The organism is Candidatus Abyssobacteria bacterium SURF_5, assembly GCA_003598085.1.
GTDB lineage: Bacteria > Abyssobacteria > SURF-5 > SURF-5 > SURF-5 > SURF-5.
This window is the reverse complement of record QZKU01000128.1, coordinates 24,278-40,186: the sequence shown is the minus strand read 5'-3', so window position 1 is coordinate 40,186 and position 15,909 is coordinate 24,278. Positions and strand designations below refer to the sequence as shown.

Here is a 15,909-nt window from a genome sequence, read left to right as displayed (position 1 = left end):
TGACGAGGAATGGAATTTGCATATGCATGCCTTGCGCTGCCGGCGGGAATGCTGCTTGGCCTTTTCTATTTCGGGCTTCTCTGGATAACGGTTCGTTCGCTCGCATCCGCGCGTGCGCCGGCACTCCACCTGGCGGTCAGTTTTGTTATTCGCGGCTCCGTTTGCATGCTTGGGTTTTACCTGATCATGCAAGGCCATTGGGAGCGCCTGCTCATCGCGCTTCTGGGGTTTGTGTTGATGCGGAAGATACTCGTTCGCCGGCTCGCGCAGCGCAAGGCGGAGGAGAGATAAGAGAAGATACATGGACATAATGACCCTCGAAGATATCAGCCCGGATGCGGTAATCATTTGGCAATGGGGCTTTGTCAAAGTCAATGCCACGCTCGCGTTCACGTGGGGACTGATGGCGCTGCTGACTATCGGCTCCTGGCTGGTGACCCGGCGGCTTTCTCCGGAACCCGGGTTCTCGCGCTGGCAGAATCTGCTGGAGATCGTCGTTGAATTCATGCGGCAGCAGATCAGGGAAGTAAGCCAGCAGGATCCCGACCGGTATCTGCCATTCATCGGCACACTGTTCGTGTTCATTCTCGTCTCGAACATCCTCACTGTGGCGCCGCTCTATGTGCCGCCCACGGCCTCGCTGTCGACAACGGCCGCCTTCGCTATCTGCGTTTTTGTGGCGGTGCCTCTGTACGGCATCATGAATCAGGGCGTGCGGGGATACCTGAAACGATATGTCGAACCGACGGTATTCATGCTGCCGTTTCATGTCATGGGCGAATTTTCGAGAACGCTGGCGCTGGCGGTCCGGCTTTTCGGCAATATCATGAGCGGGAATAAGATCGCAGCGATCTTGCTCGCGGTTATTCCGTTGATTTTTCCCGTCTTCATGCATTTGCTCGGACTGCTTACCGGCGTGATCCAGGCGTACATTTTCGCAATCCTCGCGCTGGTATATATCGCATCCGGAACACGTGCGCATGGAGGGAAGGAACCGGAAACACGGCGGTAGCCGAGAAAGAAGGAGGGTGCTCATATGGATAATATGACGTGGGTGGCGATTGTATCGATATTTACGGCAGGCATCACCATCGGGATCGGGGCGATTGGGCCCGCCCTCGGCGAGGGGCGCGCGGTAGCCCAGGCGTTGAGCTCTATCGCTCAGCAGCCCGACGAGACCAACACCATCACGCGCAATCTTTACATCGGACTGGCAATGATCGAATCGACTGCAATTTATTGTCTTGTCATATCAATGATTATTCTGTTTGCGAATCCTTTCTGGAACTACGTCACGCAACAGTGAGGGCGGCGATGCTCATCGATTGGTTTACGGTCTTCGCTCAAATAGTCAATCTTCTGATACTGATCTGGCTGCTCAAGCGCTTCCTTTACAGCCGCATCATTCATGCGATGGATCAGCGCGAACGCACTATTGCGGGGCGCCTTGAAGACGCGAAAGAAAAGCGGACGCAAGCAGAAAAAGAAACTCGCGTCTATCACGAGCGCCGCAAGGAACTGGAGAGGGAGCGCTCGGCCTTGTTTGCACAGGCAAAAAGGAAGGCCGACGAGCAGAAGCAAAAGTGGCTGAGCAAGGCCCGCGCGGACGTGGAAGGCCTCCGCACGAGATGGTACAAGAAGGTGCTCCGCGAGAAGGAGATGTTTCTGTATGACCTGCGGCGAAGAGTGGGCGATGAGGTTTCCGCGGTTGCACGGCGCGCCTTGGCCGATCTGGCGAATGTCGATTTCGAGAAGCAAATGATTGACGTTTTTCTCCAGCGCATTGCAGATTTGGACAGAGAAAAGAAAGCGGCCGTTGCGGATGCCGTCCGGGAGACAAAGACGATCGTGATACAGAGCGCTTTTATGATTTCTGCAGAGGACCGCAAGCGAATAGCGCAGACAGTAAATCGGGAACTTGGGGAGGACATCGATGTGACTTACGAAACGCCCCCGGAAATGTTGGCAGGGATCAAGCTGAAGGCGCGCGGCCACAAGATCGCCTGGAGCGTGGACGAATATATGGAGTCGCTGGAGGAAAGGCTTTCCGAAACCATTGAAGCCAGAGCATCACAGGCGGGTTAAACAGATGGAATGGGGATGAGGCGTTATGGCGAATTCCCATGCGGAATACAAGGAACTGAAATCGGTATTGGATGAAGCGCTTATGGCGGTCGATCGGACGCTGGAAGGACAGAAAGCGGCGCTGACTCAAGAAGAGGTTGGCGAGGTCGTTTATCTTGCGAAAGGCATTGCCCGGGTTGAAGGTCTTCCGGGCGTAAAGTCCGAGGAAATAGTTCGGCTTGCCAGGGACCTGGAGGGAATGGTTTTCAATGCGGACCCCGAGGAACTCGGCATCATTCTCATGGGGGAAAGTGAAATAGTCAGCGCGGGAACCGAGGTTCGGCGTACGGGCCGGGTCATGGATGTGCCCGTGGGAGAGGCGCTAATCGGGCGCGTGCTTGATGCGATAGGACGTCCTCTGGACGGATTGGGAGCGATAGAGGCTTCAGAGCGGCTGCCGGTCGAACAAGATGCGCCGGCTTTGATGGATCGCCTCCCGGTGACGGTTCCGTTGCAAACCGGCCTGAAGGCGGTTGACGCGCTGATCCCGATTGGCCGAGGTCAAAGGGAATTGATCCTTGGGGACCGCCAGACGGGAAAAACGGCGATCGCACTCGATACCATCATAAATCAGAAGGATAAGGACGTCATCTGCGTTTACTGCGCAATCGGAAAACAGAATTCAGCCGTTGCGCGGGTGATTGAGGACTTGCGGGAGAGAGAGGCGCTGGGTTACTCGGTTGTGGTGTCAACCACGGGAAAAGACACGCCCGGATTGCAGTTCACCGCGCCGTATGCCGCCACCAGCATTGCGGAATTCTTTATGCGACAGGGGCGCGACGTGCTGGTGGTATATGATGATCTCACGCAGCATGCCCGCGCCTACCGCGAACTGTCTCTGCTGCTCAGGCGGCCGCCCGGGCGGGAAGCATTTCCGGGGGATATCTTTTACATTCATTCGCGCCTGCTCGAACGCTCGACGCATCTGAGCGAGCAACTGAAGGGAGGCTCGTTAACGGCCCTTCCCATTATCGAGACGGAAGCTCAGAATATCTCCGCATACATTCCGACGAACCTGATCTCGATAACGGACGGGCAAATCTATCTGTCGCCGGATCTGTTTCAGAAAGGGATACTGCCCGCAGTTGACGTCGGGAGATCGGTGTCCCGGGTCGGCGGCAAAACACAGTTACCGGCGTATCGCGCGGTAGCGGGGGATTTACGCTTGGCATACTCTCAGTTCGAGGAACTGGAGATGTTCGCCCGTTTCGGAACCCGGCTTGATGAGGAAACGAGGAAGAAGCTCGACCGCGGCCGGCGCGTGCGTGAAATCCTGAAGCAGCCGCAGTATAAGCCGATTTCGGTTCCCGAACAAATAGCGGTTTTAGTAGCCGTTAATGAAGGGTTATTCGATCGATTTCCTCTCGAGAGACTGGGACAGGCGGAAACAGCGATCCGACAGAGGGTGGTCGAGCGACTGCTCGACGTAAACGAGCGTATTCTCGCGGGCGAGAAACTGAGCGACGAGGAACGCGAGAAGCTGGTTTCCATCGGGCGGGAGGCGCTGGAGACACTGGCGGAATAGATGCAGACCGGAGAGATACTGAAAAGGAAGATACGAACGACTGAGGACTTGCAGTCGGTCGTAAAGACGATGAAGGCGCTCGCGGCCGTAAACATCAGGCAATACGAGAAGGCTACCGAATCTCTTGATCTCTATAACGAAGTCATGGAGATGGGATTCCAAATACTGTTGAAAGCCCGGCCGCAGGTGACAAGGGGGTATAAGCCCCCGCCTGTTACTGGAGTTGCAGCCGTCGTCTTTGGTTCCGATCAGGGAATGTGTGGACAGATCAACGATCACATTGTTACACGCGCCGCACGCGAGCTCAATGAGCTTTCGCTTTCACCCGAAAAATACGCCGTCGCCGCAGTCGGAGATCGGGCGGCCACAAGGCTCGAGGAGGCCGGGTATTCCTGCGAGTTCGTGTTTCCTGTTCCCGGCTCAGTTTCCGGAATTGAGCCGAAGGTGCAGGAGCTTGTTTTGCTGGTGGAACGCTGGAGGTTTCAGCGGGGCATTGAACACATGTTTCTCTTTTTCAGCGAGCACCTGTCGGGAGCCGCGTACCGCCCGCAAACAGTTCGCCTGCTGCCGCTGGATATCGAATGGCTGCGCACTCTGGAGCGGCGCGAGTGGCGCACCCGCACTATTCCCACGTTCACAATGGAGTGGGAGGCGCTTTTCGCGGCCCTTGTGCGCACTTTTATTTTCACTTCCATATTCAGGGCTTTTGCGGAATCACTTGCAAGTGAAAATGCAAGCCGCCTTGCCGCCATGCAAGGGGCCGAAAAGAATATAGAAGAGCGCCTGGGAGAATTGCAAACTCAATATCATCAGCAGCGGCAGGCGGCTATCACCGAAGAGCTGCTCGATATTGTGTCCGGTTTTGAGGCGTTGAAGGAAGAAAAGTGAAGAGGCGCTTGTATGGCCGGGATTGTGACGCTGACAATGAACCCAACAATAGATACCAGTACGAGCACGAGCTATGTTATCGCGGAACAGAAACTGAGATGCCGGCAACCGCGCGACGACCCGGGCGGAGGCGGCATAAATGTATCAAGGGCGATAAAGAAGTTGGGGGGCGAGTCGAAAGCATTTTATTTTGCCGGCGGCTGGTACGGGGAGAAGCTGAAGGAACTGCTTGATCGAGAAAAAATAGATCATGTCCCCATTCCCATTCAAGGCTCGACACGACAGGACCTGATCATCCTGGACGAGAGATCGAAGAAGCAGTATCGGTTTCAGACGCCGGGACCGGAGTTGCAGGAATCGGAGCTTGACGCCTGCTACAAGGCGCTTTCCGAAATTTCACCGCGACCGGAATATCTGGTGGCCAGCGGAAGCTTGCCGCCGGGTGTGCCCGAGGATTTTTATGCTCGGGTCGGCCGCCTTGCGCATGAGTTTGGCTCGCGCTTTATTGTGGATACGTCCGGCAGTGCGCTGGTGCATGCGGCTCGTGCGGGCGCATTTCTGCTCAAGCCCAATCTGAAGGAGCTTCAGATTCTGGTGCAGCATGACGTAGAGGATGAATCGCGGATAGAAGGGGCGGCGCGCGAGGTTCTCGAGACCGGAGAGGCGGAGGTGCTGGTGGTCTCGCTTGGGGCCGGCGGCGCGCTGCTGGCGACGCGCGAGCACCTTCGGTATCTGCGGGCGCCGACGGTGCCTATTGTAAGTAAAGTGGGCGCCGGCGACAGCATGGTTGGCGGAATCGTTCTGAAACTCGCAGAAGGTGAAGCGATCGAGACGGCGGTTCAATATGGCGTGGCTGCGGGCGCGGCCGCGGTAATGACGCCGGGGACAGAGCTTTGCCGAAAGGATGATACAGACCGGCTCTTTCAGAAAATGGCGGCAGCGCCTGGCTCGGAGAAATGAGAAACTCGGATGGACGAGATATACTAAGTGGACAGGCGGAGGGCGCAGACGGCGCAGCTGAAGGGGGAAGTCAAAGGCACGAAGGCCGAGAGCGGAGCAGGACGGAACGACAAAGAAAGCGACCGCAATCATAGGAGCAATGCAAGGAGAGGATCGGGAGGACCAGGTTACTGATTATGCAGAAGAAACTTGTGGATCAAAAGCCGGCGCCGCCGGTGCGAGATGCCTGGGCGCGTCCTGTTGAGGAGATTCTTCGAGAGCTCGAGGTCGATCCGCTGCACGGGCTCTCTCATTCAGAAGTCAGAAAACGATTGCACAAGTATGGGCACAACAGCCTGACGGAGACCAAGCGCAAGAGCATCATCAGCATTCTAATGGATCAGTTCAGAAGTCTCATGATCGTGCTGCTTTTGATGGCCGCGGCCGTCTCCCTTTTCTTCCAGGAATACGTTGAGGGAATAGCGATTGCGGCGGTGATAGCGATCAACACCGCGATCGGCTTCCTTACGGAGATGAGCGCGGTCCGCTCGATGGAAGCGCTGCAGCGAATGACCAAAGTGAGCACCAAGGCCCGGCGTAACGGTACTGTGAAGGAAATTCCGGCCGATCAGCTTGTGCCGGGCGATATTGTTGTCTTGGAAGGCGGCGACATCGTCAGCGCCGATCTGAGGGTGATTCAGGCGTCAAAGTTGCAGGCGGACGAATCGGCGCTCACGGGCGAATCGGTGCCCGTGGGGAAACATCGGGAGACGGTGGATGCCGACAGCGTGCTCGCCGACCGCAAGAATATGCTGTTCAAGGGGACGGCTGTGACCCGCGGTTCCGGCGAAGGGGTCGCCGTTTCGACCGGAATGGCGACCGAACTCGGACATATCTCGGCGCTCGTGGAAGAGGCGGTACAAGAGCAGACCCCGCTTGAGAAGCGGCTGCATCAATTGGGCAGAAACCTTATCTGGTTGACGTTGGCTATCGCAATATTTGTCGCTATCAGCGGAATCTTCGCGGGCAAGGAAATGGTGCTGATGGTGAAAACGGCAATCGCGCTCGCGGTGGCCGCGGTACCCGAGGGTCTCCCCATCGTCGCCACGATCGCGTTGGCGCGAGGAATGTTCCGCATGGCTCGCCGCAACGCCATCATCAATCAACTGTCTGCGGTAGAATCGCTCGGTTCTACAAACGTGATTTTCACCGATAAGACCGGAACCCTGACGGAAAACAAAATGACGGTCATGAAGTACGCTCTATCATCCGGCGAGATAACCGTCGGATCGGAGGAGGAGGAAGCGAAGTTCCGCAGGAACGGCCAACCAATTGATCCGAAGGCAGACGACATCCTGCGCAATGCGCTCGAAATCGGCGTTTTGTGCAATAACGCCGCGCTGCCGGAACCGGGTTCAAAGGAACAGGCGTCGGTCGGCGATCCTCTCGAAGTTGCGCTCCTTATCGCCGGCGCCAAAGCGGGAATAAACCAGCGGGAGCTTACCGCGGCTCAGCCAGAGGCGCGGGAGGAGGCCTTTGATTCCGATACGAAGCTGATGGGCACGTTTAATAAGTTGAGCGAAGGATTTCGGGTGGCCGTGAAAGGCGCACCGGAGGCGGTATTGAGCGCGTGCTCGTCGATTCGCACTCCGGAGGGAATGAAGGAGATGACCGAGCAGGTGCGCCGCGAATGGCTGGAGCGGAACGAAAAGATGGCGCAGGAGGGGCTGCGGATTCTGGCGCTGGAGACGAAGACGATTGCGTCCACGGGCGAGCCGCCGTATAAGGACTTGACGCTGGTCGGCCTCGTGGGTCTGCTCGATCCGCCGCGGAGCCAGGTGCGCGATTCCATCGCTCTGTGTCACAAGGCAGGCATCAGAGTGATCATGGTGACCGGGGATCAGCCGGTCACGGCGCGCAGCGTGGGCGCCTCGGTCGGCTTGGGCGCCGACGGCGAAGCCGAGGTGATCCAGGGAAAGCATCTTCGTGATCCGGAGCAACTATCGGAGGAGGACCGGCGGCGTTTGATCGAGGCGAACATATTTGCGCGGGTCAGCCCTAAGCAGAAGCTCGACCTGATCACGCTGCACCAGAAGAGCAAGTCCATAGTCGCGATGACGGGCGACGGCGTAAATGATGCGCCGGCGCTGAAGAAAGCGGACATAGGCGTGGCGATGGGATTGCGCGGGACGCAGGTGGCGCGCGAGGCGGCGGATATGGTGCTCAAGGATGATGCATTCTCCACGATCGTCGCCGCCATCGAACAGGGACGAGTCATCTTTAACAATATAAGGAAGTTCATTGTGTATCTGCTTTCGTGTAACGTCAGCGAAATACTGATTGTGTCGCTCGCATCCATTGTGCGCGCGCCGCTGCCTCTGTTGCCGCTGCAGATATTGTTCTTGAATCTGGTCACTGACGTCTTTCCCGCGCTCGCGCTGGGGGTCGGCGAAGGCGATCCGGAAATCATGAAGCGGCCGCCCCGCGACCCGAAGGAATCACTCATCACCCGCCGTCATTGGGGGGCGATATCGATCTATGGAGCGTTGATAACGGTTGCAGTGCTGACTGCATTCGGCCTCGCCTTTGTCTGGCTGGACGCAGATTACAAGCTGGCGGTCACCGTCTCATTCGTCACGCTGGCGCTTGCTCAGTTGTGGCACGTCTTCAACATGCGCGATCGCGACACCGTTCCGTTCCGGAATGAGATCACACGCAACCGGTACGTCTGGGGGGCATTAATCCTCTGCGTGGGGCTGCTGCTGCTGGCCGTTTACCTGCCGATCCTGGCGCTTGTCTTGAATTTGACCGATCCGGGACAAAAAGGGTGGGCCTTGATCGTCGGAATGAGCCTTGTTCCCCTGGTGATCGGCCAGCTATTCAACCGCTTCTTCCCTTAAGCCGGTCCCGCAATCACTATTCCAATAGCTCAACAATTAAGTTGTAAAGGGAGATTTTTCCTGTGCAAGAGATGCGAAAACAGGAAGAGTATATCCGGCGGCCAAAGGGGATCTCTGCAAATGCCCTAAATCGTGAGTGAAGTTGAACAGACTAAGAATTAACGATCCGCGCAAGAGCCCAGTTTGACCGCGGCTTGATGAATGATGATTTTGCAGAAGCCGGCCTCCGGCTTATGAATGAAACCGTCACCTATTACGACGGTTAATCCGGGACGGAATCAGCAGCATCTTTTGATGTCTCCCAAATTATCCATACGGGCGCGAATGTGCTTTCTGGATTGTTTCTGCAATATCGACAGGCAAATCGAACAACAAGCATAATAGGTATTCCCCTCATATGTCGTCTTGAAGTGCATTTCCTTCGGGCCTATCAGCTTTCCGCATACCTGACAAATTGTATGTGAATTCATGGCATCTTCTCCTTGCTGTCATGAGTTCAAAATGCAATTCCAATGCCAGCGCCCGGAACTCTGCACTCCCATGGCAAAACCTGCTCTTTTGGCCAACCCGGCGAGGGGGGAAGACCGATCGGATGATGTTCGATTGTTTGAAATCCGACAGCGACTGTTTCGTATGGGAAAATGGCCGTGACAACAGATGAAGAAAGCCTTTCCTCCGGATAGATTCAGCCATCTATCTTAAGGTTATGAGTCCATTTTATTTACATCCTTTGTGCATCACCGCGACAAAGGGGAAACACCCATGATAAAGACAGGCATCGAACTTGCTGTATCCGGTTTGGAACCCCACCAGAGCGGTGACCGGCAATCATGTTCTTGAGGAGTATCACAATGGATGCTCAAACCGACCTAAGGAATGCGGTTGAGCAGTATCTGGGCGCTTGCCCCTCGAAAATCATCATTCATCGGGAGTTGGGTGATTTTTTCGCAATTAATCGAGGGGATGTGGTTGTGCTTGACGGCCGCTATTATGTCGTAAGCGGGATCGCCAGAGAACGGAGCTTTGGACTTGACGATGAGCCAAAACATTGGGTGAAGTATGCTTTCGAAGTTCCAACCGGAAAGAGGAAGATCATTAAACTGGTGTTTCAGGAGCAATTTACCCTGAAATACGGGGAATACAGGATACGCTGCTTCCGCAGCCCGCTAAAAGAAGGGTATGCGCTGGAACACGTGAGGGGAAACCCCTACTTCATGCAGGGTTGTACGATCACCACCAGCGCAAACGAACACGTGCGTGTCATAGACCACATTGGCGGGCGCACTCTTCTCGATGAGGTTGAGTATTTCAATGGACCGCACGAAGCCTACTTCAACCAGGCTCTGCCTTCGCTGCTCCGACTCTTTCTTCCAAGCCTGACAGCGTTGCATGAGCTGCACGATGCCGGCATCCGCCATGGAGATGTGCGAAGCGACCATTTGATACTGGATAACGAATCAAAGAAGCTTCGGTGGATCGATTTCGATTATGATTTTGTTTTTGATGAAAAGCCGTTTGCGCTTGACTTGTTCGGTATTGGCAATATCTTGAGCGAGTTGGTGGGGCAGGGTGCGAGAACACTTCATAATCTCGCGCGCCGCGTCCCCCCAATCGAGGCGCTTGAGCGCCTTGAAGAAAACGATTTCTCTGTTGTTGAGAACACCCGTCTGATGAACTGGAGGAAACTATATCCTTACATACCGCCCAAGCTGAATCAAGTGCTCATGCATTTCAGTCATGGGGCAGAGCTTTTTTATGAATCGATCCCGGAGATCGTGGAAGATATTGGTGACGCCATAATGTCTCTGCCACCGGCACACTTCGAAAAACAGCAGCAGATTAAAGGTGTTAAATGAAGTCTTCCATTAAGAGAGTCAGGCTCGTTACTGTTCTATGTTTCATCGTTGCCATCACAGCTTTTCACTACGGCACCCCTCATCATCTGATGTTCCTTCCACGTCTTCCTCCAGGCACTGTTCTTTATCCCGGTTTCAGTTTGCGGATGGTGGTTTGGAAAAAAAGGGGGGCTGCTAGCCGCCACTGTGGTTTTCCTCGTTTACATCCATCATGCGGTGACGGTCATGATGCCAACCGCGGAAATGATGGTGGGGAATGGGATTCAGATTGTTCTGTTTTTTATCGCAGGCGCCTTCATTGGCACCTATTCCGATATGAGAATCAGCTATGGCCGGGCAATCAGCGGCGGCAACTTATATTCTCCCGCTGTATTCCCGGCGGAACAGAAGCTTCTGGTCTATCTGGACGATTCCGGCGCTTCCATAAATGCCGTCAGGTATATCGCTCACCTGTTCAAGGGTGCTCCGGATATCAGAGTAACGCCTTTAAAAGTGGTTAATACGCCAGAGGCGGAGCCGTCCTCGTCAAATACAACCAGGGAGAACGGAAATTTCCCCGCGCACATCTCATCGAGTTACGAAGTCGCCACCCTGGCGCGTTCACTTCTGTTGGAAAGCGGGTTTCAATCCACAAGCATCGAAAGCAAGCTTGTTGACCGGAAGAACGCTCGTGTTTCAGACGTACTCCTGGCCGAGCAGGAGTCGGGCGGACACAGCGCGATTGTTGTTGGCCGCCACCGTTTGACGCGGTCGGAAGAATTCCTGTTTGGAAGCGTTGCGATCCGTCTTGTCCGTCAAGCAAATTGCCCGGTCTGGGTCATCGGAGACTCGTCGTCGCCGGAGAGAGTCCCGGATACCGTCCCCGCCGAATCCGCCCCGGAAAGCTGATTTTCTGGGCCGGAAAATGGTAGAGCTTCATGGATTACATCCTGCCGACAAAAGTATCTCATTAGCGGGCGCTTCGGATCATTGTTATTGTTGAATATGTATTCGACGGGTGCGAGTCATGAAATTTCCAGTTCGATTCCTTCTGAACACCTTTCTTGTCGGTGAAGCGGAACGTGAGGAATCCGGCATGCGAGCAGGTCGCATTCTTACAAGTATTCTGTTGATCTCTTTGCTGTCCGGGTGCCATGCGCGAGACTATTGGGGGCATATGGATGACAGGGGGCATGGGATGATGGATTACTGGTATGGAGGAATCCTCATGTGGATAGTCGTTTTGCTCATCCTTGGCATTGCGGTCTACTTTATTGTTGTTGCCGCGCGATCCGGCCGTCGCGAAGCTCCTCCAACCAGACGCGAAGAGACGCCTCTGGAAATTTTGCGAGTGCGCTATGCGAAGGGCGAGATAACGAAAGAGCAGTTTGAAGCGATGAAGCGTGACCTGCAAGAGTAGCCCGTATGCAGCTTACCCTGGCTGAGTAAGGCGGCAAATAGTGGCGAAAGCAGCCATCGAGCGATGAATGCTCCAGCATCTCAACAACCGTCGTCTCCCCGCTCGCCCGAAGATATGTATGCAAATCCGAAGTAGAGTTCGGTCATCCGGACGTTCTTACAGTATTTCTCAATCGCCTCCCACGGATGCCGCTCAGCGAGTTCCTTTGTCACTGCGAAAGGCTTTGTTATAAAGATTGCGAGCGGAACGAGAGCCGACAGTCGGCCCGATGGCAATTTGAAATCCAGAACAACCCATTTTTTCCCCGGTTTCAGGCCATGACAGCCGTTGCGAATCACCTGTTCAAAGCCCGGAACCAGGGTCAACGCAAATGTGGAAATAATCCCATCCACTCCTGATGGAAAAGAAAACGTCGAAGCGTCCTGCTGAACGAGTTCAACGTTTTTCCATCCATTCTTTTCTGCCCTCTTTCGAGCTTGGGCAAGCATCGCGTCTGTCAAGTCCACGCCGATGATTTTCCCGTTAGGTCCTATTTTTTGTTGAAGGAAAGGAAAGTTCAATCCTGTTCCGCAGCCTATCTCGACTACTGTATCCCCTTGCGTCAAGCCGAGTTCTTCCACAGCCCGCTTCCGATAGGCGTATTCTCTGAAACCGAGCAGATAGTAAAGATTTGCGGTAAAGTCATACCGTTTCCCGCGCTTTCGATACAGGTTGATTATTTCTTTCTTTGTTGGAATAGCCAAATGCCCCTCCTGTCCTTTTGGTTTCTTCACGAGAAGCCACTCATTGGCCCCATAACCTTTTGTGATACTCGTTGTCTTCCCCGAAAAAGATGACATCCATTCTGTATGAATGAAAACAGGGAAGGTTTCCACTGGGCACGCGGAGTTCCCCTGCGGGATTTTGGTAGGGAGATGGAAGCCTTCCCTGAAAACCTGTATTCGGTAAGCAAACCCGGAATATTGATCACATTGCCTCCAACTGATATCTTCCTCATCCCGATACCTCTTTCTCCTTTGATCCTTTACATATGGAAAGGTCGCGTGGGATCCGGAGATTGCTTGAATATGCTGGCCAGACTATGACTCAGAACCCAAGGTCAGTTCCCTCACCTAATAGGGGAACTTGCCCGGATAATAGGTGTACCCGTCGTAGAATTTTGGAGAACCGGGATAGCAGTCTCCATACACCGTATCCACGAATGGCCCTTCGTTCATATGGATCGTTGTTCCCTTGTATTCAAGCGATTCCAGTTCCAGGATCGGCCCTGTGGCTGTGCGTTCCAGGTGGCCGGAAAGGGATACTGTCTCGCCTGCTCGGCGCGCTTCTTCGGCCGATTGATATCCTTTTACAATGACAGCCGGATTAAATCCCTTGCGTTCTACTTTGAGTTGCTCCTGTTGTGAGCCAATCGTGAACTCCCATTTCTTATACTCCCCGCCTTCAGGCTCTGGATTCAGAACCACTGGAGCTGTCAACTCGATCCGCTTTTCCGTATAGCGTTCGGGCGCCTTCACAACGGCTGAAAGCTCCTCGGCCATTGCGGAAGATGTCGATCCGATAGCAATAAGCATTGCCGCCGCCACCAATAATTTGATTTTCATCCTACTCACCTCTTTCTGAATTCCTCTGGTCCTCCTGTTTCTCTCCCCCACCAAACAAGGCATAAAAAGTACCAAATGATAAGACTCAACAAATAAGTTCTAAGGGCATTGAGGATAAGAGCTTGGGACGATGCAACTCATTAATGGGACAGGGCTGGAGGAGGAAAAACGGTCTGTTTTTTAACGGTCTGCTGTTTGATATTAAGCAACTTTCAAAAGAGGGGATCCACTCGCATCGATTTCTGCACCGTGACTTCAATTTGCTGAAAAGGTGATGCTGTCGGCCACTCGGAAACAATTAGCGGTTCAATGCCAATCCTGCTATATTCTTAAAAAGTTCGTCAACATTGCGGGTAAATTTAACTTTTGAAGGTAATGGCACGTAAGATTGTTCTGCATGTTCTCATTCCACGCCAGCGAAAAGGCTACAAATGAGCCGCCACCAAAAGAATCCTCATGGCCAAAGCGGCGGTGAGAAAGAAGATGAACTGCTGAGTGCGGCCCGTCATGAGGAGCACGCCCAACGGATGCCCGAGGGACATGGCGAGCACGAGATGGAGGGTGACCATCACAAGATGATGGTGGCCGATTTCCGCCGCCGTTTCTGGGTTTCCCTCATTCTTACGATCCCCATTCTGTTTCTCGCCGAGATGATCCAGGAAGCGCTGGGAGTGCGCGAGCAGTTGAGGTTTCCCGGCGACCGTTACGTCCAATTCGTTTTGGCGAGTATCGTATTTTTCTATGGCGGCTGGCCATTCCTGCGGGGGCTGGGCGAGGAACTCGGCGAGAAGCGGCCGGGAATGATGACACTGATCGCGCTAGCGATTACAGTGGCCTACAGCTACAGCTCGGTCGTGGTGTTCGGCTTGCGCGGAGAAGTATTCTTTTGGGAGTTGGCGACCCTGATCGACGTGATGCTGCTGGGCCACTGGATCGAGATGAGGTCGGTGATGGGAGCATCGGGCGCATTGGAGGAACTCATCAAGATAATGCCGGCGGATGCCCATGTATTCGAGAACGGCGGCACGAGGGACGTGCCGGTGACGGAATTGAAAAAGGGCATGCGGGTGCTGGTGAAGCCGGGCGAAAAGGTTCCGATTGATGGGGTGGTCGTCGAGGGGCGGACATCGGTAAATGAAGCGATGCTGACGGGTGAAAGCAAGCCGGTGGAGAAGGGCGAGGGCGACACGGCGATCGGCGGCTCGATTAACGGAGAGTCCGCAATAACGGTGGAGGTCGAGAAAACAGGCGAAGAAACGTATCTGGCGCAAGTGATCGAGATGGTGCGAAAGGCGCAGGAGTCGCGCTCCAGGACACAGGATCTGGCCGATCGGGCGGCGCTGCTGCTCACAATCATTGCGTTGAGCGCCGGCACTATCACGCTCGCCGTGTGGCTGCTGTTGGGGCAGGCGTTCTCATTCTCATTGGGGCGCATGGTGACGGTTATGGTTATCACGTGCCCGCACGCGCTCGGACTCGCGATCCCGCTCGTGGTCGCGGTTTCGACCGCAATGGCCGCGGGAACGGGGCTGCTGATCCGCGATCGATCGGCATTCGAGCGCGCAAGAAAACTGGATGCGATCGTGTTCGATAAGACCGGCACGCTCACGCAAGGGCGCTTTGGGGTGAGCGATCTCATTCCGCTGGACAACCAAAAGGCGGAGGAAATGCTTCGACTGGCGGCAAGCATTGAAAGCCAATCGGAGCATCCGATAGCGGAGGGCGTTGTCCAGGCGGCAAACGAGAGGGGTGTCCAGTTCCCCACGCCAAAAGATTTCAAGGCGATTCCCGGGAAAGGCGCGCAAGCGCTTGTTGACGGGACCGACGTGAAGGTGGTTAGTCCGGGTTATCTGAATGAGCGGAATATGCGCGTGAAGAATGAGCAGGTCGAGCGGATTGCCGCGCAGGGGAAGACGGTGGTTTACGTGCTGCTCGATGACCGGCCCGTAGGGGCGATCGCACTGGCGGACATAATTCGTCCCGAATCGAGGGAGGCGCTCCACAAGCTCAAGGAGATGGGAATCAAGGTGATGATGGTGACGGGCGACGCCGTCGCCGTAGCCAAATGGGTGGCGTCGGAACTGGCGCTTGACGATTACTTCGCCGAAGTTCTTCCCGATCAGAAGGCGGCCAAGATCAGAGAAGTAAAGGGCCGGGGCCTGTCGGTTGCGATGACGGGCGACGGCGTAAACGATGCGCCGGCTCTGGTGGAGGCGGATGTTGGGATCGCGATCGGAGCGGGCACAGACGTCGCGATGGAATCGGCCGACATCGTGCTGGTGCGGTCGGACCCCCGCGACGTTGCGGCCATTATCCAACTTTCGCGCGCGACCTATTCTAAAATGATCCAGAATCTGTGGTGGGCGACCGGCTATAACATTGTGGCTATTCCGCTCGCGGCCGGCGTGCTGTACTCGGCCGGCATCATTCTCTCGCCCGCCGTCGGCGCGGCATTGATGTCGATTTCCACGGTCATTGTCGCAATCAACGCGAAGCTTCTCGAGCGGGCGCGGAAAGACCTGTTCGTTGGGTGAGAGAAAGGCGCGACGGAAGAGGGCACTGCATGCCGTGTCGCTACCTGAGCATGAAAAATGTTTTCGGTTTTAAATTTCACGAATGAGATTCAGAGGAGATGTCGTCTTAGAGAACACAGCAAGCCATGTCGCTACATCGG

15 protein-coding genes are annotated in these 15,909 nt (G+C 55.0%); 12 read left to right on the top strand and 3 right to left on the bottom strand.

Annotation, left to right across the window (positions count from 1 at the left end):
- Positions 1-9 precede the first annotated feature (9 nt).
- The 8 genes from C4520_18760 (at position 10) to C4520_18725 (ending at position 8,376) form a co-directional block, all read left to right on the top strand.
- The gene (locus C4520_18760; protein ID RJP16058.1) at positions 10-291 is read left to right on the top strand and encodes an ATP synthase subunit I; all 282 of its coding nucleotides are present in this window, start codon (positions 10-12) and stop codon (positions 289-291) included.
- A gap of 10 nt (positions 292-301) precedes the next feature.
- Entirely contained in the window at positions 302-1,012 is a 711-nt protein-coding gene (locus C4520_18755; protein RJP16057.1) for a F0F1 ATP synthase subunit A, read from the top strand.
- Positions 1,013-1,036: 24 nt separating this feature from the next.
- The gene (locus C4520_18750; protein ID RJP16056.1) at positions 1,037-1,306 is read left to right on the top strand and encodes a F0F1 ATP synthase subunit C; all 270 of its coding nucleotides are present in this window, start codon (positions 1,037-1,039) and stop codon (positions 1,304-1,306) included.
- Positions 1,307-1,314: 8 nt separating this feature from the next.
- A complete protein-coding gene (locus C4520_18745; GenBank protein ID RJP16055.1) occupies positions 1,315-2,085 on the top strand; it encodes a hypothetical protein in 771 nt (256 codons plus the stop codon).
- Between the two features lie 25 nt (positions 2,086-2,110).
- Positions 2,111-3,649: an alternate F1F0 ATPase, F1 subunit alpha gene (locus tag C4520_18740; GenBank protein RJP16054.1), complete on the top strand. Its 1,539-nt coding sequence runs from the start codon at positions 2,111-2,113 to the stop codon at positions 3,647-3,649.
- Positions 3,650-4,537, top strand: a complete 888-nt coding sequence (locus C4520_18735; protein ID RJP16053.1) for a hypothetical protein — start codon at positions 3,650-3,652, stop codon at positions 4,535-4,537.
- Between the two features lie 12 nt (positions 4,538-4,549).
- Positions 4,550-5,497 (top strand): 1-phosphofructokinase family hexose kinase, encoded by a 948-nt coding sequence (locus tag C4520_18730; GenBank protein ID RJP16052.1) that lies wholly within the window; start codon positions 4,550-4,552, stop codon positions 5,495-5,497.
- 176 nt (positions 5,498-5,673) lie between these two features.
- A complete protein-coding gene (locus tag C4520_18725; GenBank protein ID RJP16051.1) occupies positions 5,674-8,376 on the top strand; it encodes a cation-transporting P-type ATPase in 2,703 nt (900 codons plus the stop codon).
- Between the two features lie 278 nt (positions 8,377-8,654).
- Here the strand turns inward: C4520_18725 and C4520_18720 are convergent, their stop codons facing one another.
- Positions 8,655-8,846, bottom strand: coding sequence for a hypothetical protein (locus tag C4520_18720; GenBank protein RJP16050.1), 192 nt, complete (start codon positions 8,844-8,846; stop codon positions 8,655-8,657).
- Between the two features lie 381 nt (positions 8,847-9,227).
- On the opposite strand from C4520_18720, the gene C4520_18715 reads away from it, so the two are divergent.
- The 3 genes from C4520_18715 to C4520_18705 all read left to right on the top strand — a co-directional run bounded on the left by C4520_18715 (position 9,228) and on the right by C4520_18705 (position 11,631).
- Complete coding sequence (locus C4520_18715) at positions 9,228-10,232, top strand: hypothetical protein (GenBank protein ID RJP16049.1); 1,005 nt, start codon at positions 9,228-9,230, stop codon at positions 10,230-10,232.
- A 186-nt stretch (positions 10,233-10,418) separates the two neighbouring features.
- A complete protein-coding gene (locus C4520_18710; protein ID RJP16048.1) occupies positions 10,419-11,120 on the top strand; it encodes a universal stress protein in 702 nt (233 codons plus the stop codon).
- Positions 11,121-11,238: 118 nt separating this feature from the next.
- On the top strand, positions 11,239-11,631 hold the full coding sequence (locus C4520_18705; protein ID RJP16047.1) for an SHOCT domain-containing protein: 393 nt from the start codon (positions 11,239-11,241) through the stop codon (positions 11,629-11,631).
- A gap of 80 nt (positions 11,632-11,711) precedes the next feature.
- Here the strand turns inward: C4520_18705 and C4520_18700 are convergent, their stop codons facing one another.
- Entirely contained in the window at positions 11,712-12,470 is a 759-nt protein-coding gene (locus C4520_18700) for a methyltransferase domain-containing protein (protein RJP16205.1), read from the bottom strand.
- 273 nt (positions 12,471-12,743) lie between these two features.
- Positions 12,744-13,235: a hypothetical protein gene (locus tag C4520_18695; GenBank protein ID RJP16046.1), complete on the bottom strand. Its 492-nt coding sequence runs from the start codon at positions 13,233-13,235 to the stop codon at positions 12,744-12,746.
- Positions 13,236-13,813: 578 nt separating this feature from the next.
- On the opposite strand from C4520_18695, the gene cadA reads away from it, so the two are divergent.
- On the top strand, positions 13,814-15,769 hold the full coding sequence (gene cadA / locus C4520_18690; GenBank protein RJP16204.1) for a cadmium-translocating P-type ATPase: 1,956 nt from the start codon (positions 13,814-13,816) through the stop codon (positions 15,767-15,769).
- The last annotated feature ends 140 nt before the right edge of the window (positions 15,770-15,909 follow it).